General features: G+C 72.3%; 19 protein-coding genes and 1 pseudogene. 12 read left to right on the plus strand and 8 right to left on the minus strand.

Features of this window, described 5'->3' with window-relative positions:
* The first annotated feature begins 432 nt into the window (after positions 1 to 432).
* Complete coding sequence (locus IG84_RS0115485) at positions 433 to 807, plus strand: STAS domain-containing protein (protein WP_030254346.1); 375 nt, start codon at positions 433 to 435, stop codon at positions 805 to 807.
* A 175-nt stretch (positions 808 to 982) separates the two neighbouring features.
* Here the strand turns inward: IG84_RS0115485 and IG84_RS0115490 are convergent, their stop codons facing one another.
* The 4 genes from IG84_RS0115490 to IG84_RS0115505 form a co-directional block, all read right to left on the minus strand.
* Positions 983 to 2,221 carry a sensor histidine kinase gene (locus IG84_RS0115490; protein WP_078648845.1) on the minus strand — a complete coding sequence of 413 codons (1,239 nt, stop codon included), beginning with the start codon at positions 2,219 to 2,221 and terminating at the stop codon, positions 983 to 985.
* Positions 2,218 to 2,871, minus strand: coding sequence for a response regulator (locus IG84_RS0115495; RefSeq protein WP_031056627.1), 654 nt, complete (start codon positions 2,869 to 2,871; stop codon positions 2,218 to 2,220). The genes IG84_RS0115490 and IG84_RS0115495 overlap by 4 nt, the downstream gene beginning before the upstream one ends.
* Before the next feature lie 259 nt (positions 2,872 to 3,130).
* Entirely contained in the window at positions 3,131 to 4,135 is a 1,005-nt protein-coding gene (locus tag IG84_RS0115500; protein WP_051861740.1) for a hypothetical protein, read from the minus strand.
* Between the two features lie 179 nt (positions 4,136 to 4,314).
* Positions 4,315 to 4,785, minus strand: a complete 471-nt coding sequence (locus IG84_RS0115505; protein ID WP_031056633.1) for a hypothetical protein — start codon at positions 4,783 to 4,785, stop codon at positions 4,315 to 4,317.
* A gap of 132 nt (positions 4,786 to 4,917) precedes the next feature.
* Between IG84_RS0115505 and IG84_RS0115510 the strand changes: the two genes are divergently transcribed.
* From IG84_RS0115510 to IG84_RS0115520, 3 genes are all read left to right on the plus strand, one after another.
* Positions 4,918 to 6,558 carry a serine/threonine-protein kinase gene (locus tag IG84_RS0115510; RefSeq protein ID WP_382467372.1) on the plus strand — a complete coding sequence of 547 codons (1,641 nt, stop codon included), beginning with the start codon at positions 4,918 to 4,920 and terminating at the stop codon, positions 6,556 to 6,558.
* Positions 6,559 to 6,697: 139 nt separating this feature from the next.
* Entirely contained in the window at positions 6,698 to 8,320 is a 1,623-nt protein-coding gene (locus IG84_RS0115515) for a succinic semialdehyde dehydrogenase (protein WP_031056639.1), read from the plus strand.
* Positions 8,321 to 8,362: 42 nt separating this feature from the next.
* Entirely contained in the window at positions 8,363 to 10,189 is a 1,827-nt protein-coding gene (locus tag IG84_RS0115520) for a GMC oxidoreductase (protein ID WP_031056641.1), read from the plus strand.
* Between the two features lie 115 nt (positions 10,190 to 10,304).
* Here IG84_RS0115520 and IG84_RS0115525 read toward each other — a convergent pair whose 3' ends face one another.
* A complete protein-coding gene (locus tag IG84_RS0115525; protein ID WP_031056643.1) occupies positions 10,305 to 11,336 on the minus strand; it encodes an LAETG motif-containing sortase-dependent surface protein in 1,032 nt (343 codons plus the stop codon).
* 840 nt (positions 11,337 to 12,176) lie between these two features.
* Positions 12,177 to 12,485 carry a chorismate mutase gene (locus IG84_RS0115535; RefSeq protein ID WP_031056645.1) on the minus strand — a complete coding sequence of 103 codons (309 nt, stop codon included), beginning with the start codon at positions 12,483 to 12,485 and terminating at the stop codon, positions 12,177 to 12,179.
* 284 nt (positions 12,486 to 12,769) lie between these two features.
* Between IG84_RS0115535 and guaA the strand changes: the two genes are divergently transcribed.
* From guaA to IG84_RS0115570, 7 genes and pseudogenes are all read left to right on the plus strand, one after another.
* Positions 12,770 to 14,356: a glutamine-hydrolyzing GMP synthase gene (guaA, locus tag IG84_RS0115540; protein WP_031056647.1), complete on the plus strand. Its 1,587-nt coding sequence runs from the start codon at positions 12,770 to 12,772 to the stop codon at positions 14,354 to 14,356.
* 123 nt (positions 14,357 to 14,479) lie between these two features.
* A complete protein-coding gene (locus IG84_RS0115545) occupies positions 14,480 to 15,064 on the plus strand; it encodes a Uma2 family endonuclease (protein WP_031056649.1) in 585 nt (194 codons plus the stop codon).
* Positions 15,064 to 15,693 (plus strand): Uma2 family endonuclease, encoded by a 630-nt coding sequence (locus tag IG84_RS0115550; protein WP_051861745.1) that lies wholly within the window; start codon positions 15,064 to 15,066, stop codon positions 15,691 to 15,693. Before IG84_RS0115545 ends, IG84_RS0115550 begins: the two co-directional genes overlap by 1 nt.
* Positions 15,694 to 15,746: 53 nt before the next feature.
* A complete protein-coding gene (locus tag IG84_RS0115555; protein WP_031056655.1) occupies positions 15,747 to 16,631 on the plus strand; it encodes a 2-hydroxy-3-oxopropionate reductase in 885 nt (294 codons plus the stop codon).
* A gap of 79 nt (positions 16,632 to 16,710) precedes the next feature.
* Positions 16,711 to 17,502 (plus strand): annotated as a pseudogene (locus IG84_RS0115560) (class II aldolase/adducin family protein); the annotation flags it as partial.
* A 217-nt stretch (positions 17,503 to 17,719) separates the two neighbouring features.
* On the plus strand, positions 17,720 to 19,033 hold the full coding sequence (locus IG84_RS0115565) for a hypothetical protein (RefSeq protein ID WP_051861747.1): 1,314 nt from the start codon (positions 17,720 to 17,722) through the stop codon (positions 19,031 to 19,033).
* A 136-nt stretch (positions 19,034 to 19,169) separates the two neighbouring features.
* Positions 19,170 to 19,715, plus strand: a complete 546-nt coding sequence (locus IG84_RS0115570) for a DoxX family membrane protein (RefSeq protein WP_031056663.1) — start codon at positions 19,170 to 19,172, stop codon at positions 19,713 to 19,715.
* On the opposite strand, the gene IG84_RS0115575 is transcribed toward IG84_RS0115570, so the two are convergent.
* The gene (locus tag IG84_RS0115575) at positions 19,705 to 19,941 is read right to left on the minus strand and encodes a hypothetical protein (protein WP_051861748.1); all 237 of its coding nucleotides are present in this window, start codon (positions 19,939 to 19,941) and stop codon (positions 19,705 to 19,707) included. The genes IG84_RS0115570 and IG84_RS0115575 overlap by 11 nt on opposite strands.
* The gene (locus IG84_RS0115580; RefSeq protein WP_063761801.1) at positions 19,928 to 21,505 is read right to left on the minus strand and encodes a PspC domain-containing protein; all 1,578 of its coding nucleotides are present in this window, start codon (positions 21,503 to 21,505) and stop codon (positions 19,928 to 19,930) included. The genes IG84_RS0115575 and IG84_RS0115580 overlap by 14 nt, the downstream gene beginning before the upstream one ends.
* 235 nt (positions 21,506 to 21,740) lie before the next feature.
* On the opposite strand from IG84_RS0115580, the gene IG84_RS0115585 reads away from it, so the two are divergent.
* Positions 21,741 to 22,680 (plus strand): serine/threonine-protein kinase (locus IG84_RS0115585; RefSeq protein WP_245659366.1); only part of this gene is annotated, 940 nt, incomplete at its 3' end.

Below are 22,680 nucleotides of genomic sequence, written 5' to 3' on the forward strand. Positions count from 1 at the left end.
CCACGGCCCCCCTTCTCCGCCGCCGCTGTGCCCGCCGTCACAGAAGTCCATCGTCACAGAGTCCGTCGTGCGTCCACCGTGCCATCGAATGTAGTGCTCCGGTCCGTCGGCGCACCTTCCTTTACGGCAAAACGAGCCGTGCGGCGACTGCGGATGGTATAGGTCCCGTCACTTTCTGGTTGGGCTGCCAGTCAGAACTCGACTGATACAGACCGTTCATGCCCGTTTTTGCCTGCGCGTTATTCGTGTATGACCGGGTGCGGAGAGAAAAGCCGATGATCCAGGGCATAGCCTGGGTACTGGCAGCCTGTTGCGCGCGGAATTCTTAAGAGTTTCAGGGGGGCAAGGCCGGGCAGCCGATGCTGGGAAGGGTGCGTTCCGGATGGCTTCCGGAGGCGTCCGGTCCGAAAGCGAGCGAAAGGCTTCGAGCGCGTGACGTTGAAGGTGGCAGAAGACGAGCAGGGGCCCTGGGCCGTACTGCAGGTTTCCGGTGAGATGGATCTGGTCACGTCTCCCTCGGTGCGTCAGCATGTGCACGACGCGGTCGCCGAGGGGCGCCGAAGTGTGGTGCTCGACCTGTCGGGCGTGCAGTTCTGTGATTCCAGCGGCGTCGGCGTACTGATCGCCGCGCGCCGCCTGATGCGCTCGTGCCAGGGACGGCTGCGGCTGATCCTGCCGGCCCAGGGCGCGGTCGACGGTTCGCACGTGAACCGCGTACTCGCGGCGCTCGGCGTGCGCCGCCTCTTCGAGGTGTACCCGGACGTGGCCACGGCGGTCGACGAGGCGGCGGCACCCCTCTCGGCCTGATGGCGGCGCGGCTCTCCGCCTGATACGCAGCTCTTCCGCCCGGCCGGCAGCGCGCACCCCCGCCATCCGCCGTACCGTTTCCCCGCTTTCTTCTCCCCCATGGGGGAACACGAGGTCCCCTTCTCAACACAGTAGCGGGAGGGTCTGACAACGGCCGCCGCCCATCCCGCCCCCCTCAAGCCACCCGCCGAGGGAACTCCGCTCGCACCACGAAGCCCCCGTCCCGCGTCGGCCGGGCCTCCAGCGTTCCGCCCAAACTCTGCGCGCGCTCCCGCAGGCCCACCAGTCCATGCCCGCCGCCGGGCAGCGCAGGTGCGTCCGCGGTCGCGTCCGGTGGGCCGTTCCGTACCTCCACCAGCAGGCCCGCGTCCGCGGTGCGGGGCTGGGCGACCCGGACCCGTACCCGTGCCCCCGGCGCATGCTTGCGGACGTTGGTCAGTGCCTCCTGCACCGTACGGAACGCCGCTCGCTCCACCGTCCGGTCCGTGGGCGCGTCCCCGTCCACGCCGTTCTCGTACGTCACGTCCAGCGCCGACATCTCGATCAGCCGCGGCAGTTCGGCCAGGTCCGGCTGGGGCGCGAGGTCCTGCTGTGCCGCGTCGTCCGGGGCCTCGCGCGGGCCGCCGCCCGCGGCACGCAGGATGCCGACCATGTGCCGCAGCTCCTCGAGCGTCCGCACCGACAACTGCCGGATGGTCCGCGCGCCGTCCCGCGCCGCGGCGTCCTCCGAGGCCACCTGCAGCGCCCCGGCCTGCAGGCTGATCAGGCTGACCTGGTGGGCGACCACGTCGTGCATCTCGCGGGCCAGCCGGGCCCGCTCCGTGGCCAGCACCCGGTCCGCGATCAGCCGGTCCTCGCGCTCCAGGCTGCGGGTGAGCTCCGCGACCCGCGCCGCCAGCTCGCGCCGGGTGCGGACCAGCAGGCCCAGCCCGATCGGCCCGGCCGAGGTGACCGACGCGTCGATCAGTACCAGGGTGTTCTCGCGGTACGCGGTGATCTCCAGGTCGGAGATCGGATACGGGAAGAAGTGCGCGGCGATCAGCAGGAACGCGCAGCAGCCGAGGCGGGCGCGGCCCGGCCGCAGCGCGGCGACCGTGTAGAGGGCGATCATCGGCGCGAACCAGATGTAGCCGATGTAGAGGCCGGGCAGGGTGGCCAGGAAGACCGTGAGGGGCAGCCGGCGGCGCAGCAGCAGGGCGAGCGCGGCGAGCAGCGAGACGCTGAGTTCCAGCGGTTCGTCGATGTCGTTGACGAGGAAGGCGTCGGCGATGCCGAGGAGGGTGGGGACGAGGAGGACGGCGCGGTGCCGCAGCCGGGCGGCGCGGGTGCCCGCCGGCGGACCGGGCGTCGGCGTCTCCGCGTCCGTCGCCGGGGCCGTCTCCGCCGGTGCCTCCGCGCCCGCGGCCGGGGTCATCTGGGGCCTCCCGTGACCAGGCCCGCGCGGTCGGCGACGATCGCGGCCTGTACGCGGTTGATGCCGCCGAGCTTGCCCAGCAGGGCGCTCACGTGGTCCTTGACCGTACTGGGCGCGAGGCCCATCCGGGCGGCTATCTGGGCGTTGCCCAGGCCCTCGCCGAGCAGCGCCAGTACCTCCGATTCGCGTGGCGTGAGGGCGCGTACCGCCTCGGCGGCCGCCGCCTGGGTCTCGGCGTTGAGGTAGCCGCCGATGACGGCGCGCGTGACGCCCGGGTCCAGCACGCTGCCGCCGGCGGCGAGGGTGCGCACGGCGCGGATGAGCTGCTCGGGGTCGGAGTCCTTCAGCAGGAAGCCGGACGCGCCCTCGCGGAGCGCGGCGGTCAGGTACTCCTGTGCGTCGAAGGTGGTCAGCATGGCGATGGCGGGGGGCTCCGGAGCGGCGCGCAGGCCGCGGAGTACGGTCAGACCGTCGACGTCCGGCATCCGGATGTCGAGCAGCACGACCTCCGCCGCGCTGCGCCGGACCGTCTCGACGGCCGTCGCGCCGCTGCAGTCCGCGACCATCTCGACGTCCGGCGCCGTCCCCAGGATCATCCGCAGCCCGGACCGCACCAGCCGCTCGTCGTCCACCACAGCGACACGGATCACCGGTCGCCCCTTCCTGTCGTGCCGTACCGATTCCGCTTCGGCGGGGTGCCACCCCCGCCGTGGGGCGGGGGTCCGCACGCGACCTGCGGAGGATGCCGCGGGACGGCACCCGCGGGCAGAGTGCTCTTCATGCTGCACTACTGAAGAGGCCACAAGCCGTCCACGCGGTGCAGCTCACACCGGCGGCCGCCGCGACCCCCACACGCGACGGCCGCCTGTGGTGTTTCCGTACGGAATGCCGCCCGCCGGGGAAGCGCCCTCATTCGGGCCGGGTCCGCGCCCACGAGTGCGTGCTGCCCTGGCACGGGCTGAACGCCCGCCCCGTGGTGAGTACCAGTACGGAGGTCATCGCGGCCAGTAAGTACGCGGTGGTGGCCAGGTCCAGCGTTCCCTCGGCGCTGTGCGTCCCGGCGCTGAAGGCGTCGGTGACGGCGTATCCCACCACCGTCCGCACCGTGAGGTAGAGCTGTACTGAGGCGAAGACCAGCAGTGCGCCGCGCATGTCCCGCTGCCCGTTCAGTGCCAGCGCGCCGATCACCAGCCAGCCGGTGATCGCGGTGAGCGCGGCGAAGCCGGGCCCGGTGACCGGCGCGTCCGCCGAGGGGAGCACGGCCGCGTCCACGGTGCCCGCCAGCCAGGCCCCGGCCCCCTTCGTGCCGTCGGTCAGCAGCCGCACCGTCCAGGCCGCCTGGACCAGCCCGGCCAGCAGGAACAGCACCCCGCAGATCCGGGAGAGCCGCCCGCGCCACCAGGCCCCGGCGGCCGGCCCCGGCTCCGTGCGCGCCGGGAGGAGGACGCACAGGACGACCAGTCCGGCCAGCAGGCCGAGCACGTGGGTGGCCAGCGTCCAGCCGCCCAGCGGTTCGAAGCTGTACGCGGAGCGGTAGCCGGGGTGCAGCAGTCCGATACCCTCGCGCAGCGAGCGGGCCAGCACCAGGCAGGCGAGCAGCAGGGCCGCCGGGCGGGCGAGGGTGCGCTGCGCCAGGGCCGCGCCGGCCACCGCCGCCAGCGCCACCGCGAGCGCCCACTCCTGCGGGCCGAGCGCGCCCACCGGGCCGGCCAGCGGGTTGAAGAGTCCCTCGACGAAGGCCGGCGGGCCCACCCGGGCGTCGGCCACGCCGGTCACCACCCAGGCGACGAGGGCGCCCGCGTACAGCCCGAGGGCCAGGCCGGTCGCGAGGTAGGCGCCGCTGTGTTCGGGTGCGGCGCGGCCGGGGTCGGCGCCCGGCCGCACATCGAGCAGCCCGCCGTCCTGCATCACCATGACCGACCCCCGATCCGCCGCGCGCCACCGCGCCCGCGCCGCGTTCTCGCATTGCGGGTACCTGCAATGCGGTATGCCCGCCGTCCACTGTCATTGTTCAAGGACGGCGTGCGTACGTACGGAGGTTCCACCTCTGTGTGTCGCGTGCTCCGGGGCCCCTGGGACCCGCCGGGCACCGTTCAGCGCACTCGTCGCGAGACCGCGGTGACGAAGTCGCGGATCTCCTGCCGGGTGCGGGCGCGGAGCTCGGTGAGCTCGTCCCGGTCGTCCACCCAGTGCAATTGCGTCACGTCCTCCAACAGGCGCTCGGTCAGCTGCACGACCTCGGCGTCGTCGCTGACGAGCTGTGCGCGGAACATCGCTTCGTGCGCGGCGTACCGCGTCTTGTACTGCTCCTCGCGCAGTTCGGGGCTGTCTTCGTCGCAGCGGTCCTCGTCGTGCAGGACGAACCAGCGGTGGACCAGCACGCGGCGGTAGTCCAGCAGCGTGCCTGCGAACGCGCAGTAGGCATCGATGCGTTCCTGGCGCAGCTTCTCGTCGCGCGCGAGGGCGTGGCTGCGTTCGGTCTCCTGGCGCTGGAAGAAATGGGTGATGCCGGCTCCGAGGAGCGTGCCGACCACGGCCACCACGCTGGTAACAACTGCCTCCATGCAGACAGTTGATCACTTCGGCCCCGTGCGGCGACAGGGGGCGGGGCCGTGCGGCGCCCGGGGGCGAGACCGTGCGGCGACCGGGGCGGGGGCGCCTGCCCGCTCCTTCCGCTTCGGTGACCGTGGGGCAAGATGGCCTCCATGGGGAGCTTCGGGGGACACGGCCGCCTGATCGCCGGCCGGTACCGGCTGGACGGGAGGCTGGGGCGCGGCGGCATGGGCACGGTCTGGCGGGCCACCGATGAACTGCTGGGCAGGCAGGTCGCGGTCAAGGAGCTGAACCTCGACGACGACCCGGACGACGCGGACACTTCCGTACAGCGCGAGCGGATGCTGCGCGAGGCCCGTACGGTCGCGCAGATCAAGCATCCGAACGTGATCGTCGTGCACGACGTGGTCATGCAGGACGAGCGCCCGTGGCTGGTCATGGAGCTGGTGGACGGCGGCTCGCTGGCCGACCGGCTGGCGAGCGGGGGCCCGCTGGCCCCGCGTGAGGCCGCCCGGATCGGTGTCGCGCTGCTCGGCGCGCTGCGCGTGGCGCACGCCAGAGGCGTCCTGCACCGCGACATCAAGCCCGCCAACGTCCTGCTGGAGGCGGGCACGGGCCGGGTGGTCCTCACCGACTTCGGCATCGCGCAGGTGCCGGGCGCCACGACGCTGACGGAGAGCGGCGCGTTCGTCGGCTCGCCCGAGTACACGGCGCCCGAGCGGATGGCGGGCCGCGGCACGGGGCCCGAGGGCGACCTGTGGTCCCTCGGGGTGCTGCTGTGCGCGGCGCTGAGCGGCGGCGAGACGCCCTTCCACCGCGACTCCATCGGCGGCGTGCTGCACGCCGTCGTCTCCGACGACATCCGCATCCCCGAGGCGGCCCGGCCGCTGTACACGGTCGTCGCCGGGCTGCTGCGGCGGGACACGGAGCGCCGGCTGACCGTCGCGGCCACCGAGCGGCTGCTGCGCGGCTACCTCCAGACCGGCCGGATGCCGGAGCCGGGCGGCGCGCTCGGCCCCGAGGAGCGGCCGCCCTTACTCACCGGGCCCGCCCGGCAGGCCGCGCCGCTCCGGGACGCGTTCGACGGCCGGGCGCTGGGCGCCGCCGCGCGTCCGCACACCGGGCGCACCCGGAACGTGCGCAACGCGCTGCTCGCCGCGACGGCGGCGCTGGCGCTGGCCGCCGCGGGCGCGGGGATCGCCGCGCTGCTACTGAACGGGCGGGGCGCGGACGACGGCAACGCGCCCGCCACGCACTCCCCGAGCCCGACCCCGACGGCGTCCAAGAGCCCAGGTCAGGGCGGTACTGACAGACCCGCGCCCACTGTGCCGGCCGGGTACACCACCGTCCGCGACCCGCAGGGCTTCGCCCTCGCCGTACCGGACGGGTTCACGCGCTCCTACGAGAAGCCGCGGGTGTACTACTACTCCGCGGGCCGCCGGTTCCGGCTGGGCATCCACGTGCAGCCGCCACAGACGGGCGGACCGCTGGGCACGATGCGTGACGCGCACATCAACGGACCGCAGAATTACCGGGGTTACCGGGACGGACAGGTCACCGCCACCACTCACGACGGCCATCGCGCGGCCCTGTGGGAGTTCACCTGGGACGGCGGGCCCGAGGACGGCGGACCGCGCCGCACCTATGACCTGAGCTGGGACGAGGGGGGCCGGATGTACGACGTGTGGATCTCCGCGCCGGACGGTGACCGGAAGGTGGCGAAACGACACTTCGACACCGCGCTGGCCACCTTCCGGGTGCTGCGCCCGCCGTCGGCCGGCTGAGCGTCCGCCGGTCGCCGGTGGACGAAACCGCTGGACAGCAGCGTTCTGGCCAGTGATCACTGGCGTAATTGTGGGCAGCCGGTGAAAACTCATTACTCCCGGGTACACAAAGTGTGTCCGGAGGCATACCCTCGGCGCCATGACGGACTCGCTGGACACCGCACAGACCGCGCCCGCCGACGGCAATCCGGTGGCCTCCGCCGCCGCGGGCAGCCGCACCGCCGCCGACGTGGTCACCAAGGACCTGGTCGCCCGCCTCACCCGTGGCGTGGTCGGCAGCGGCAGTACGGCGAACCACACGCCGTTCACCGGCGAGGTCCTCGCCGAGCTGCCCGAATCCACCCCCGAGGACGTCGCTGACGCCTTCGAGCGGGCCCGCGTGGCACAGCGCCAGTGGGCGGCCACCCCGGTACGCAAGCGCGCCGCGGTCCTGCTCCGCTTCCACGACCTGGTACTGCAGCGCCAGGCCGAGGTGCTGGACCTCATCCAGCTCGAGACCGGCAAGGCCCGGCTGCACGCCCACGAGGAGATCCAGGCGGTCGCCGTCGCCGCCCGCCACTACGGCCGCAAGGCCCCGGCGTACCTGAAGCCCAAGGGCCACACCGGCGTCGTGCCGACCCTCACCAAGGTCACCGAACTCCGCAAGCCCAAGGGCGTGGTGGGCCAGATAGCGCCCTGGAACTACCCCTTCGAGCTGTCCGTCGGCGACGCGCTCCCCGCCTTCGTCGCGGGCAACGCCGTCGTGATGAAGCCCGACACCGAGACCGCGCTGACCGCCCTGTGGGCGCGCGAGCAGCTCATCGAGGCGGGTCTGCCGCCGGAGGTCTGGCAGGTCGTGATCGGTGACGGCCCGGTCGTCGGCCCCGAGGTCGTCAAGCACGCCGACTACGTCTCCTTCACCGGCTCCACCCGCACCGGACGCGAGGTCGCCCAGGGCGCGGCGGCCCGCCTCGTCGGCTGCTCGCTCGAACTGGGCGGCAAGAACGCCATGCTGGTGCTGCACGACGCGGACATCGACAAGGCGGCGGCCGGCGCCGTCCGCGGCTGCTTCTCCTCCGCGGGCCAGCTCTGCATCTCCATCGAGCGGCTGTACGTCCACGAGTCCATCGCCGACGAGTTCGCCGAGCGCTTCGCGGCCCGTACGAAGGCCATGCGGCTGGGCAACGCCCTCGCGTACGGCGCCGACATGGGCTCCCTTGTCGGCGAGCGCCAGTTGGAGACCGTCACCCGGCACGTCGAGGAGGCCGTCGCCAAGGGCGCCAAGCTGCTCGCGGGCGGCAGGCCGCGCCCCGACATCGGCCCGCTCTTCTACGAGCCCACCATCCTCGACGGCGTCCAGGCCCCGATGGCCGTCTGCAACGAGGAGACCTTCGGCCCGGTCGTCTCGATCTACCGCTTCAGCGACGAGGACGAAGCGGTCGCCCTCGCCAACGCCACCCCCTACGGCCTGAACTCCAGCGTGTGGACCAAGGACGGCCGCCGCGGCCGCAAGATCGCCGCCCGGCTGAACACCGGTACCGCCAACGTCAACGAGTCCTACGCGGCGGGCTACGGCAGCGTCCAGTCCCCGATGGGCGGCATGGGCGACTCCGGCCTCGGCCGCCGCCACGGCTCCGAGGGCATCCTCAAGTACACCGAGGCCCAGACCGTCGCCCACCAGCGCGTCATGCCGCTGGCCCCGTCCTTCGGCATGGACGACGAAAAGTACGCCGCCTTCATGTCCCTCAGCCTGAAGGCCATGAAGGCCATCAGGCTCCGCTGACCGCCCCCCCAGCCCCGACCCGCACACTTTCAAGGAGCGCCGATGCCAGGGGAGAACTCTGCCCAAAACCAGGAGCAGCAGTACGAACAGGAGCCGTCGTACGACTACGACGTCCTCGTCATAGGCTCCGGCTTCGGCGGCTCCGTCTCCGCCCTCCGCCTCACCGAGAAGGGCTACCGCGTCGGCGTGCTGGAAGCCGGCCGCCGCTTCACCCGCGAGACGCTGCCCAAGAACTCCTGGGACATCCGCAACTACCTCTGGGCCCCGGCCCTCGGCTGCTACGGCATCCAGCGCGTCCACCTGCTCGGCAATGTCATGGTCCTGGCAGGCGCCGGAGTGGGCGGCGGCTCCCTCAACTACGCCAACACCCTCTACGTACCACCCAAGCAGTTCTTCGACGACCAGCAGTGGGGCCACATCACCGACTGGCAGGACGAGCTCAAGCCGTACTACGACCAGGCGCAGCGCATGCTGGGCGTACGACTGAATCCGACCATGACCCCCTCCGACGTCCACCTCAAGGCCGCCGCCGAGAAGATGGGCGTGGGTGACACCTTCCACATGGCCCCGGTCGGCGTCTTCTTCGGGGACGGCAAGGACGCGGACGGCACGGCGAAGGCGGCGCCCGGCGGCGAGGTGCCCGACCCGTACTTCGGCGGCGCGGGCCCGTCGCGCAAGGCCTGCTCCGAGTGCGGCGAGTGCATGACCGGCTGCCGGCACGGCGCGAAGAACACCCTCAACGAGAACTACCTCTACCTCGCCGAAAAGGCCGGCGCGGTCATCCACCCGATGACCTCCGTCGTCGCCCTCACCGAGGACTCCCGCGGCGGCTTCGCGGTCCGCACCCTGCCCACCGACGACAAGCGCAAGGGCAAGGGCCGCACCTTCACGGCCCGCCGGGTCGTGATCGCCGCGGGCACGTACGGCACCCAGACCCTCCTCCACAAGATGAAGGACACCGGCCTGCTGCCCCACCTCTCGCCCAAGCTGGGCGAGCTGACCCGTACCAACTCCGAGGCGCTGGTGGGCGCCCTCACCGACAACCGCCGCTACCGCAAGAAGACCGGCGAGAAGAAGGTCGACTTCACCCGCGGCGTGGCGATCACGTCCTCCATCCACCCGGACGCCGACACCCACATCGAACCGGTCCGCTACGGCAAGGGCTCCAACGCGATGGGCGGCCTCTCCCTCTTCCAGGTCCCGGTACGGGACGGCGCCGCGGCCCGCGTCCTCGGCTTCCTCGCCAAGTCGGCGCGCCACCCCGTGCTCTCGCTCCGCTCCCTCTCCAACCGCCGCTGGTCGGAGCGGACCATCATCGGCCTGGTCATGCAGTCCCTGGACAACTCCCTGACCACGTACCGGAAGCCGGGCGGCATCGGCAAGGGCCTGCTGACCGCGCGGCAGGGCCACGGCGCGCCGAACCCGGCGCAGATCCCGGCCGCCGCCGAAGCCGCCACGCTGATCGCCGAGGACATCAACGGCTTCCCCGGCAGCAACGTCGGCGAGCTGATGGGCACCCCGCTGACCGCGCACTTCCTCGGTGGCTGCCCGATCGGCGAGGACGCGGACCACGGCGTCATCGACCCGTACCACCGCCTCCACGGCCACCCCGGCATCTCCGTCGTCGACGGCTCGGCGGTCTCCGCGAACCTCGGCGTCAACCCGTCCCTCACGATCACGGCCCAGGCCGAACGCGCGATGTCCCTCTGGCCGAACAAGGGCGAGGCAGACCCCCGCCCGGCCCCCGGCCACCCGTACCAGCGCCTGACCCCGGTGGAGCCACAGCACCCGGCAGTCCCGGAAAAGGCATTCGCGGCCCTGAAACTGCCCTTCGTCCCGGTACCGAAGGTGCCAACCCGAAAGCCCTGAGCCCGTCGAATCAAGCCCGTCCGGCGATTGAGGACATCTTTGACCGGTACGACGAGGGGCCGCACCCGGCAAACCAGGTGCGGCCCCTCACAGCTCATTCGGCCTTCGGCCGCCGTCAGGCGGCAGCCGCGCCATCCGTCTTACGACGACGCACGACAAAGATCGCCCCGGCGCCCACGGCCATCGTGACCCCGGCAACCGCCGCGATCATCGGCAGCGCCGAGGACGACCCGGTCTCGGCGAGCTTCCCGGAGACCGGGAGCTCCTTCAGCCCGCCCTGCGGCGCCGGCTTGCTGGGCTTCTTGCCGCCCGGCTTGCCCGTGGCCGGCGGCACCGAGCCGGGGTTGCTGCCCGCGACCAGCACGTCGAACTCGTACTCCGACCCCTCGGAGAACCCGCAGACGTCGTTCTCGTTGTGGTACGCGCCGATGGCGAAGGCGAACCCGTAGCTGCCCGGCGTCTTGGCGTCGACCTTCAGACGCAGCTTGGCGTCGGAGTACTCACCGGCCGCCAGGTCGGCGGTGGAGGCGAAGTAGCCCTCGTCGCCGATGGTGTGCCAGGTGCCGGACGCCTCGTCCAGCCACTGCACCGTGAGCAGGTGCGAGACATCGTCGAAGTCACCCTTGTCGATGGCCGACAGCATGACGTAGGCGTCGACGGACTTCATGGCCTCCTCGGAGACGTTGGTCGCCCGGAAGGTGAAGCTGTGCCACCCGGAACCGGCCACGACCTGGCTGGGCAGACCACGCAGTGTGGTGGTGATGGCCGCCTCGTCCGACTCCTCCTCGCATACCGGGTCCTCGGTGGGCGTCTCGGAGGGAGTGGCGGTCGGCGTGCCGGAGGGCTCGTCGGTCGGGCCCTCGGTGGGCTCCTCGGTCGTCGGGGCGGAGGCCGACGGCTCGGTGGTGGGCTCCTCCTCCGACGGCGGGCCCGACGGCTCGGCGCTCCCCGAGGGCTCCTCGGTCGGCGCCTCCGTCTCCGGGGCGCTCGTGCTGGGCACCGGCGTCTCGGGCCCCTCCGAGGGGGACGCGGACGGCGGCGTGGTGGGGTCGCCCTCCGTCGCATACGCGGCAGGCGCCGCAAGCAGCGCGGCGGGAGCGATGACGGCCGTCGCGGCGGCAGCCGTCAGTGCACGGCGAAGCTTCATCGTGTCAAGACCTCTTCGTGGGTCCGGAGTGCCGAGGGGGAGGCACGAATCGGTAGCGGGCCGTCGCGGTGGGGCGCGGTATGGCCGTGCGTTTACACGTACATGACCAGCCACCTGGCGCAAAGGTTGCACGCGAATTGCACATATCTACGGATCTGCGGGCCCACGAGTGGGCGAATGCCCGACCAGGCCGAGTCCGGGCAGAGCGAAGGGCCCCGGGGTGCCGTCCGCGAGGTGCGGGCGACCGCGGGGCCCTTGCTGCCCGGCGCCGTCGTCAGGGCAGCGGCGGCGCCGAAGGAAAGGCGCCGGGGGGAGGGCGCCTATGAGGCTCTGCTGGTTCTCTGCGGCTCTGCTGGTTCTCTGAAAACCCGGTGAGGCTCTGCCGGTATAGACCAATGGCAGTACCAGAAGCCACCCCGATACGGGGTAATCGGCTCTTCATGCATCGTGCTGGATGCGCCACATCCGGCGCAACCGTTTCGACCGGATGCGGTCGGCCCCAGGCGTCCCCGGGGCCGACCGCCCCATCGGATGTGGCCGGGCTGCTGTCCCCTGCCGACCGGCCACAGCACCGCAGCGAGGTCCCACGGCGCCGTCCGCTTCAACCCGGACGGCGTCTCATCGCTTCGGTGTTCCCGCCCACGAGGCGGCGTCTACGCGTAGTCCTGCAGACCGCACCTGGCTGGCGTGGCACCGGGAACAACGAAGCCCCGAGCCGCCCGGTCACGGTCCGTACGGGTGAGGCGCCGCACCGCACCTCGTACGGGTGAGGTGCCCCCCGAACTCGGATCCGCCCGCGGCACGGCCCAGCTCGGCTCCGGCCTCGGCTCGGCCCCGGGCTCAGATGCGCCCGCGGCACAGCTCCAGCAGCGTCATCGCCAGCGCGGTGCCGGGCCGGCCGAGCTGGTCGCGGAAGTGCTCAAGCACCTCCATCTCGCGGGAGAGGTTCACCCGGCGCCCGCCCGAGGCGATCCGCTCCTGCTGGATCACGGCCGACACGGCCATCCGTTCCTGTACGAGGCCGATGATCCGGCCGTCGAGATCGTCGATCCGCCGGCGCGCGTCGCCGATCAGGGCGGCCGCCTCCTCGGTGCGCGCACCGGTCTCCGGGCGGGGCTTGGTCGCGTTGCCGGTCGTGTTGTTGCTCATGTCCGTCTCCTGGGTTCTGAGGGTCTTCAGGGATCGATCCCTGGTCCCGGAACCGCACCGCCCGGACGGAGAAACACCAGCGCCCCGGGCCTGCACGGCCCGGGGCGGCTGGGAAGTCGCTTGTCGCTGTGATCAGCGGTTCATGCAGCGCGACCATGGCAGCCGGACGGGCCGGTGCCATAGGTAAAGACGAAGGTCAGCTGCGTGAACATGGGGCTCAGTATGTGCCCGGTAGAATCGAAAGCACAACCCCGTAGCTCCACCACCGCCGGAAGGCCGCCGAAGTGCCAGCAGCGCCCCCCGCCGCCGCCCCGGATGTCGTCCTCGTTGTCGACTTCGGCGCGCAGTATGCCCAGCTCATCGCCCGCCGCGTCCGCGAGGCGCGGATCTACAGCGAGATCGTGCCCTCGACCATGCCGGTCGAGGAGATGCTCGCGAAGAACCCCAGGGCGATCATCCTCTCCGGCGGTCCGTCGTCGGTCTACGAGGAAGGTGCCCCGAGCATCGACCGTGCCCTGTTCGAGGCCGGTGTCCCCGTCTTCGGCATGTGCTACGGCTTCCAGCTGATGGCCGTGAAGCTCGGCGGCACGGTGGACAACACCGGTGCGCGTGAGTACGGCCGTACCCCGCTGGCCGTCTCCAGGACCAGCTCCACGCTCTTCGAGGGCACCCCGGCCGAGCAGTCGGTGTGGATGTCGCACGGCGACGCCTGCTCCGCCGCTCCCGAGGGCTTCACGGTCTCCGCCTCCACCGACGTCGTCCCGGTGGCCGCGTTCGAGAACGACGAGAAGAAGCTGTACGGCGTGCAGTACCACCCCGAGGTGATGCACACCACGCACGGCCAGCAGGTACTGGAGCACTTCCTCTACCGCGGCGCCGGCATCGAGCCCAACTGGACGATGGGCAACATCATCGAGGAGCAGGTCTCCGCGATCCGCGAGCAGGTCGGCACGAAGCGTGCCATCTGCGGCCTCTCCGGTGGCGTGGACTCCGCGGTCGCCGCCGCGCTCGTCCAGAAGGCCATCGGTGACCAGCTCACCTGCGTGTACGTCGACCACGGTCTGATGCGCAAGGACGAGACCGAGCAGGTCGAGAAGGACTTCGTGGCCGCCACCGGCGTCCAGCTCAAGGTCGTCGACGCCTCGGAGCGCTTCCTCTCCGCCCTCGCCGGGGTCTCCGACCCCGAGGAGAAGCGGAAGATCATCGGCCGCGAGTTCATCCGGGTCTTCGAGCAGGCCCAGGCCGAGATCATCGCCGAGGCGGGTGCCGCGGGCGAGCCCGTCGAGTTCCTGGTCCAGGGCACGCTGTACCCGGACATCGTCGAGTCCGGCGGCGGCACGGGCACGGCCAACATCAAGTCCCACCACAACGTGGGCGGCCTCCCCGAGGACCTGGAGTTCAAGCTCATCGAGCCGCTCCGCCAGCTCTTCAAGGACGAGGTCCGGATGGTCGGCGCCGAGCTGGGGCTGCCCGAGGAGATCGTCCAGCGCCAGCCGTTCCCCGGCCCGGGCCTGGGTATCCGCATCGTCGGTGAGGTCACGCGCGAGCGCCTCGACCTCCTCCGCGAGGCCGACGCGATCGCCCGCGAGGAGCTCACCGCCGCCGGCCTGGACCGCGAGATCTGGCAGTGCCCGGTCGTCCTCCTCGCCGACGTCCGCTCGGTGGGCGTCCAGGGCGACGGCCGCACCTACGGCCACCCCATCGTCCTCCGCCCCGTCTCCTCCGAAGACGCGATGACGGCGGACTGGACCCGCATGCCGTACGACGTCCTGGGCCGCATCTCCACCCGCATCACCAACGAGGTCAAGGACGTCAACCGCGTAGTCCTCGACGTCACGAGCAAGCCCCCGGGCACGATCGAGTGGGAGTGACGTTCCTGTAGGGACACTCCCGGTCAACGCCAACGCCGTCGCTCATTAGTTTGGGCGGCGGCGTCGGCGTTTGCGGTGGGTACGCTGACGGCACGGCCCAGAATCCCGTCCATGGGAGGACTCATGACCGCCGAGACCGAGCACCACTGGCCGGTGCCGCCGCAGGACGGTTACACCGTGGACGACCTGCTGACGCTGCCCGACCTCCCGCCGCACACTGAGCTGCTCGACGGGAGCCTGATCTTTGTGAGCCCACAGCGCGACTTCCACAGCGTCGTGATCGACCTACTCGTGAACGGCCTGCGCCGTACGGTGCCACCTGAGCTGAAGGTCAGGCGCGAGATGACTGTGGTCATCGACAAGCGGAACGGGCCGGAACCGGACATCGCCGTCGTCCGGGCCGTTGCGGCGCGCTCCCGTACGCAGACCCAATTCCAGGTCAGGGACGTGATGCTCGCCGTCGAGGTGGTCTCGCCGGAGTCCGAGGCCCGGGACCGTGACACCAAGCCGCACAAGTACGCGGGCGCCGGTATCCCCCACTTCTGGCGCGTGGAGATGTCCGGCATCGACGACCGCCCGACCGTCCACGTCTTCGAGCTCGACAAGGAAGACCGGACGTACCATCCGGTCGCGGTCCACCACGATCGCCTCAAGCTCACCACCCCCTTCGACATCGACATCGACCTCGCGGAGATCGACAACCTCTGATGTCCCTGGACACGCAGTACCACTACCCCGTTCCGCCGCCGGGCGGCTGGACCGCGGAGGATCTCGACCGGCTGCCGGACCTCCCCAGGCACACCGAGCTGCTCGACGGCAATCTCGTCTTCATGAGCCCCCAGACGCGGTTCCACTCCAGGACCCTGAGCCTGCTGGAGTACGGGCTGCTGGGCCAGGTGCCGGACGGCCTCGGCGTCTTCCGGGAATTCGACGTCAGGCTGGACAGGCGCAACCGTCCGTCGCCCGATGTCACGGTGGTCCCGGCCGACGCGGACACCGGTCCGAAGGACACCTGGCTGCGGCCCGAGGACGTCCTCCTGGCGGTCGAGACCGTCTCGGACGACTCCGTGGAGCGCGACCGCGAGCTCAAGCCGCGTAAGTACGCCGAGGCGGGCTTCCCGCACTTCTGGCGGGTCGAGCCGGCTGACGGGCTCCCCGTCGTGTACGTCTACGAGCTCGACCCTGCGACGAGGGTGTACGTGCTCTCCGGGATTCACCACAATCGCCTGGAGCTGACCGTTCCCTTCCCTCTCGATATCGATCTCACGACCATCACCAACAGGCGCCCCGGCTGGCGGGCGATGGTTGACGCCCCACCCTCTCACGCGGAAAATTGATTCCGTACTACGGAACAGAGGTCCGCGATGCGGAAGTAAGTGGGGCGTACGGCATGAGCACCATCGGTTTCATCGGACTCGGGATCATGGGCAGCCCGATGGCGGTCAATCTGGCGAAGGCCGGGCACACCGTCCGCGGGTGGAACCGCAGCCCCGGTAAGGCCGGCGCGCTGGTCGAGGCCGGGGGAGTGGAGGCCGCGAGCATCGCCGAGGCCGTGCGGGGCGCGGATGTCGTGATCACGATGGTGCCCGCATCGCCGCAGGTCGAAGAGGTGGCGTACGGGGACGACGGCATTCTCGCGAACGCCGAGGACGGCGCGCTGCTGATCGACATGTCCTCGATCACGCCGCAGACGTCGATCGACCTGGCCGCGCGGGCCAAGGAGCACGGCGTGCGGGTGCTGGACGCGCCCGTGTCCGGCGGTGAGGCCGGCGCCATTGAGGGCGTGCTCTCGATCATGGTCGGCGGCGAGCAGGCCGACTTCGAGGCCGCCCGGCCCGTACTGGAAGCCATGGGCACGACCATCGTGCACTGCGGCCCGCACGGCGCGGGCCAGACCGTGAAGGCCGCCAACCAGCTCATCGTCGCCGTCAACATCCAGGCGTGCGCCGAGGCCGTCGGCTTCCTGGAGAAGTCCGGGGTGGACCTGGAAGCCGCGCTGGAGGTGCTGAACGGCGGGCTCGCCGGCTCGGCGGTACTGACCCGGAAGAAGGCGAACTTCCTCGCCGGCGAGTACCGCCCCGGCTTCAAGCTCGCGCTGCACCACAAGGACATGGGCATCGTCACGGACGCCGCCCGCACGGTCGGCGCGACGCTGCCCGTCGGCGCCACCGCGACCCAGCTCATCGCCTCGGCCGTGGCCCGCGGCGACGGGGACCTGGACCACTCGGCGCTGCTCCGCGGCGTCCGCCTGATGAGCGGCCAGGAAGAGAAGTAACGGGCACCACTGGCCTCTTCACTTACGGCGGCGTAGCTTCCGGTGCGAGCCGCCGGTACGCACGCGTACGAAGAGGAGAACCGCCATGCCCGAGCCGACGCCGATACCCACCGACCAGCTTCAGTTCGCGATGCCGCCGACGCACGCGACCGTCGAGGAGGAGCGCCGGTACCGTAAGGAGCGGCTCGCCGCGGCGCTGCGGCTCTTCGGCCGGTACGGCTTCGCGGAGGGAGTGGCGGGCCACATCACCGCCCGGGATCCGGAGTTCACCGACTGCTTCTGGGTGAATCCCTTCGGGATGTCCTTCCGGCACATCACCGTGAGCGATCTGCTCCTCGTCAACCGCGAGGGGCAGGTCGTCGACGGCCGCCACCACGTCAACCAGGCCGCGTTCGCGATCCACGCGCAGATCCACGCCGCCCGCCCCGACGTCGTCGCCGCGGCGCACAGCCACTCCACGTACGGCAGGGCGCTGGCCGCGCTCGGTGAGCCGCTGGAGCCGATCACGCAGGACGTGTGCGCGTTCTACGAGGACCACGCGCTGTTCGACGAGTACACGGGGGTCGTCGTCGACGAGGCCGAGGGGGCGCGGATCGCGGCGGCGCTCGGGCCGCGCAAGGCGGTGATCCTGCGCAACCACGGGCTGCTGACGGTCGGCGACTCCGTGGACGCCGCGGCCTGGTGGTTCCTCACGATGGAACGGTCCTGCCAGGTGCAGCTCACCGCGAAGGCCGCGGGCAAGCCCGTACTCATCGATCACGGCAACGCGCTGCGCACGCGCGAACAGCTCGGCAGCGACCTGGTCGCGTGGATCAACTACCAGCCGCTGTTCCAGCAGATCAGCCGCGAGGAGCCGGAGCTGTTCGGCTGAGCCACGGCTGAGCCACGGCTGAGCCACCGCTGGACCACGGCTGAACCGCGGACGCGCCGCGGCCGAGCACCGGACCCGCCCCGTCCGCACGCCCCGCCCGCACGCCCCGGAGCAGCGCGGCTGGCGCCCGCCCCCGCCACCTCGGCACAATGCGCAGCCATCGCTGCCATCAGGGAGCGGTTCACGGCTACGGGTAGCGGGCGGTACGGAAGTGTCGGTGGACGCGGCGGCGGGAGCAGGGGCGGAGACGCGCACGAGTACGAGTGGGAGCGCGCGTACGGGGGCGGAGACGGGCGCCCGGGGCGGATGCGGCTGCGGGGACTGCCCGGACGGCGCCCGGACGGGGCACCGGCAGGCGGTCGCCGCGTTCCTCGCGTTGCGGGAGGGCTTCGCCGCGGGGTGCGGCGTGCCGGCCGCGCTCGCGCACTCCGCCGGGGCCGCTCGCCAGTGGATCTCCGACGAGCTGGCCCAGTCGGCCCGCACGGTCGCCGAACGCGCCGCCGCCGAAGGCCGCGCCCGGCGCGAGACCCTCTGGCGCCGCACCCCGCTCGTCCTGTGGGGCGCCGTTGCCGTGCTGCTCATCGGGCAGGCGCTCACCGCGATCGGCGCGGGCTGGACCGACGCCCGTACCGCCGCACTGGCCGCCGCCGTCGTCCTGGCCGCGCTGCTCACCGCGCTCGCCTGGCGGCACCGTGCCCACGGCGGCCTCCTCGCGCCCGTCACCGGCGCGGACAGCCGCCTGTCCACCTCCCGTACGGTCGCCGCCGCCTGGCTGCTGCCCGTCGTCTGGGCGGTGCTGATGTTCGCGGCCCGGCTGGCGCTGGCCCCCGACGCCGATGAGCGTCGCCGCCTGCTGGCCGGGCTCGGCCTCGCGCGCGGCGCCGGGCTGCTCACCGTCGTGGCGCTGGCCTGCGCGGCGGCGGCCGTCGCCGCCCGGCTGGTGTCCGTGCGCCTCGCCGCCGGGCGCCAGCAGAAGGTGCCCGCCGAATTTCCGCGCGCCGGGGACCTGCTGACCGACGACGCCGGCCGCGGCAGCTTCGCGGACGCGCAGTACGTCCTGCTCAACGCGGTCGCCGTGGCCTTCGCCGCGGTCCGCCTCGGCACCGAACCGGACCGGCTCCCGGACCTCCCGTGGGGGCTGGTGGCGCTGGCCGCGGTCAGCGCGGCGACGTACCTGGCGGGCAAGTACGCGGAGGGCGCCCGCCCGGTCGTGCTGTCGGTCGTACGGGCCCGGGAGATCGGCGGCCTGGACGGGCCGGTCCGCACCGGTGACGACATCGAGATCCGCGGCAGCGGCTTCGTCCCGCCGGGCGCGCAGCCGCCGCACCGGCTGGCCCGTACGGTCGTCCGCATCGGCGACGTCGACGTGCACGTCCCGCTGGTGCCGGTCCCCGGCGGCTTCGCGAACCCGGCGGACGGCACGCTGGTCGTCCCGGTACCGGCCGACGTGGAGCCGGGCCGCGCCGAGGTCCGCGTCATCACGGCCGCCGGCGTCGAATCCGCCGCGTATCCGCTGTTCATCCAGGAGTGACGCGGTGCGGCGCGCATCCTGGCGCCGTCCGCTTCCGTTGAATGTTCTGTGACGCCCGGCCCGTATCAGTCTTCGAACGCCCGCCCGTGGGCAGAATCGTCCGCGCCGGGCGGCGGCACAGACGCGGGAGGACACCATGGTGCACAGAGGAAGCTCACTCGCGATGGGCCACGGAGGGACCGGCGGCGACGCGGGGCCGACGGGACTGCGCGGGACACTGGGCCGGTACGCGCTGCTGCCGCTGCGGATCTTCCTCGGCGTGACCTTCGTCTACGCGGGCCTGGACAAGCTCACCGAGCCGGGGTTCTTCGCGGCCTCCGGCAACGGCTCGATCGGCGAGCTGATGCGGCAGTCCCGGCCCTCCGCCGGCGTACCGCAACTGGTCGACCTGGCGCTGCACAGCCCGGCGGTCTTCGGCTACGTCATCGCGGCGGGCGAGCTGGCGGTCGGCCTCGGCATACTGCTCGGCCTCCTCGGCCGGCTCGCGGCCACCGGCGGCGCGCTGATCTCGCTGAGCTTCTGGCTGACCGTCAGCTGGTCGACGACGCCGTACTACTTCGGCAACGACCTCGCGTACCTGATGGCCTGGCTGCCGCTGATCCTGGCCGGTACGCCGTACCTCTCCCTCGACGCGCTCTACGCCAAGCGCCGCCGCCGCTTCGGCCGCCGGCTCATCGGCTGACCGGCTGCTCCTCCGGCGGCGGCAGCTCCGCGCCCCGCCGTCGGCGGGCCAGGCCGTACAGCGCCGAGACGCCGCCCGAGAGGAAGAGGCCGGCGGGGAGCGCGATCAGCGGCCACGCGCCGGGCACGTCGACCCGGCCGGCGGCGTCCAGCACGTAGACGCCGCCGATGCCGAGCGCGGTCAGGCCCGTGACGAGCCGGGCGGGCTGGAACTCATGCCGCAGCACGGTCGGCCACCTCCTCATGCGCCGGCGCGGCCGGCTTGTCCGGTACGTCCGGGGCATCCGGCGCCGGTGCCGCCGGCCTCCCCGGTACCTCTGGCTTCCCCGGCACCTCGGGTGTCGCCCCCGCGTACTCCACCTCCGCCTGGCCGATCCCCACCTCCAGCCGCAGGTCCAGCGTGCCGTGCGGCCGTTCGCCCTTCTTCAGGCCGTGGGCGGGCAGCGTGACGGTCCGCGCCCGGTCGGGCGAGACGTCGATGTCCTCGGCCGCCTCGCCGGGCAGCCGGATGTCGCCGAGCCCGACATCGACCCGTACGCGCGTCCGTACCCCCTCCGGCAGCGTGACCTGCAGCCGTCCGGCGCCCACCTCGGCGTGCGTCCGGACCGTCTGCCCCTCCTTCAGGCGCAGCCCGCTGAGGTCCAGGTGGCCGTCGCCCGCGCCCAGTTCGTACGCGGGCCGGACGGCGGCCGTCGTCAACGGCGACCAGGTGCGGGCGTCCCAGTCGGTGGTGATGCTGCGCGGCAGGACGGTGGTCGCGCCCAGCAGCAGGGCGGTGACCACCACCATGAAGACCGTGCCGCCGCCGGTCCGGCCCAGCCACGCGCTGAGCACCATGCCGAGCCCGAACACCACCAGCGCGGCCGCCAGTCCCGCCTGCAGGCTCGCGGGCAGCGAGCCGCCGTGCCAGGACGGCATCGCGGCCACCGCGCCCGCCACCAGCGCCAGCAGGAACGTCAGCCCGCCGATCGACCGTGCCCGAGCCGGCCGCCGCGGCTTGCGCGTCTCCGGCACCGCGGAGGCGCCATTCCGGTCGTACGAGCCGTTCCCGTCGTACGCACCGTTCCCGTTGTAGGAACCGTTCCTGTCGTACGCACCCGCGCTGTCGTACGCAGCTTTCCCGTCGTACGCACCGCCCCCCGCCGCTTCGTACGACTCGTGCGACGGCGTGTCAGCAGGCCCCCACAGATACCCGCTGCGGCCCGCCTGCGTACCCGCCCCCGCACCTTCCTTGGTCAGCGGGTCCCGCCACCACGAAGGGCTGCTCGGCGCGGGCGGCGCCTGCGTCTCGGGCGGCGCGTCCGCGACGGCCTGCGCGGTCGCCGCGTCCACCGGACCGGACCCGTGCGCCGCGGCCCGCCGCTGCTTCGACCAGTACGCCGACCCGGCCACCGCGAGCGCGAGCATGAGCGTGAACGCCAGGCCGCCGCCCCGTCCCAGTACCGACAGGAAGAGCCCGCAGCCGACCAGCGCGACGAGGATCGCGGTCAGCGCCGTGCCCTCGACCCGCCCGGACAGCAGCCGCCGCCCCTCGTTCTCGTCCTCGCCGTCCAGCGGGATCAGCAGCCAGGCGAAGCCGTACACGATGAGGCCGATGCCGCTGCTGACGGCCAGTACGGCGAGCACGATGCGGAAGATCACCGGGTCCAGGTCCCAGTGCCGCCCCAGCCCGCCGCACACCCCGGCCACCACCTTCTGCCGCCGGCTGCGCCGCAGCGGCGGCGGGGGCGGCAGGGGCGGCGGATCGGCGGTCGCGCCGTGCGGCGGCCCGGACGGAGAAGCATCGTTCATGCGCCCATGGTGACAAGCGGAACCGGCACCGGGCATCAGTGACAACCCTGGCCGGACCCTGAGATCCCGGACTCGGCGACGACCGGCCGGTAACGGGTGTGGCCCTGTTGACTATCGTTGTTCTCTGACGGGTTACGGGGGAGCCGGAGGGCGTGCGGTGTCGGAGGCTGCGGTGGACGAGGGTCGGCTGGTCGCCGGGCGGTACCGCCTGCTCGAACGCATCGGCCAGGGCGGCATGGGCACCGTCTGGCGGGCACACGACGAACTGCTGGGCCGCCAGGTCGCCGTCAAGCGCCTGCACGCCGCCTCGCTCCAGCTCGAGCCGGACGAGCTGGCCACCCGTAACGAACGCACCCGCCGCGAGGCTCAGGCCGCGGCCCGCATCAACCACTCCAACGTCGTCGGCGTGCACGACGTCGTCGACGACGCGGGCCTGCCCTGCATCGTCATGGAGTACGTCCCCTCCGTGACCCTGGGGGACGTCATCAAGGAGGCCGCGCTCTCCGGCGGCGGCGTGCCGCCGAACGAGGCCGCCCGCATCGGCCGCGGCATGATCGCCGCACTGCGCGCCGCACATGCGGCCGGCGTCCTGCACCGTGACGTCAAGCCCGGCAACGTCCTGCTCGGCGACGACGGCCGGGTCGTACTCACCGACTTCGGCATCGCGGTGGCCAGTGGTACGTCCACGCTCACCAAGACCGGCGAACTGGTCGGCTCCATCGACTACTTGGCGCCCGAGCGCGTCAAGGGCGGCACCCCGGGCCCCGCCTCCGACCTGTGGGCGCTGGGCGCGACGCTGTACCAGGCGGTCGAAGGACGGCCGCCGTTCCGCAAGAACACCGCGGTCGAGACGGCGTACGCGATCGCCATGGACCCGCTGGCCCCGCCGCGCAACGCCGGGCCGCTCACGGCCCTCATCGAGGCGCTGCTCGCCAAGGAGCCGGCGGACCGCCCCACGGCCGAGACCGTCGAGCGCACCCTGCGCGCGCCCGCCTCCGAGGCCGCGACGGAACTCCTGACGACGAGCGGCTGGCGCGACACCGGTACGAACGGGGATACGAGTACGGGCACTGGCACCGGCACGGGTGCCGGCACCCCCGGCGTCCCCTTCGTCCCAGCCCCAGCCGCAGCCGCAACCCCGGCCGCCACTCCGGCCCCCATCCCCACCCCAGTCC

Source organism: Streptomyces ochraceiscleroticus, assembly GCF_000720485.1.
GTDB lineage: Bacteria > Actinomycetota > Actinomycetes > Streptomycetales > Streptomycetaceae > Streptomyces > Streptomyces ochraceiscleroticus.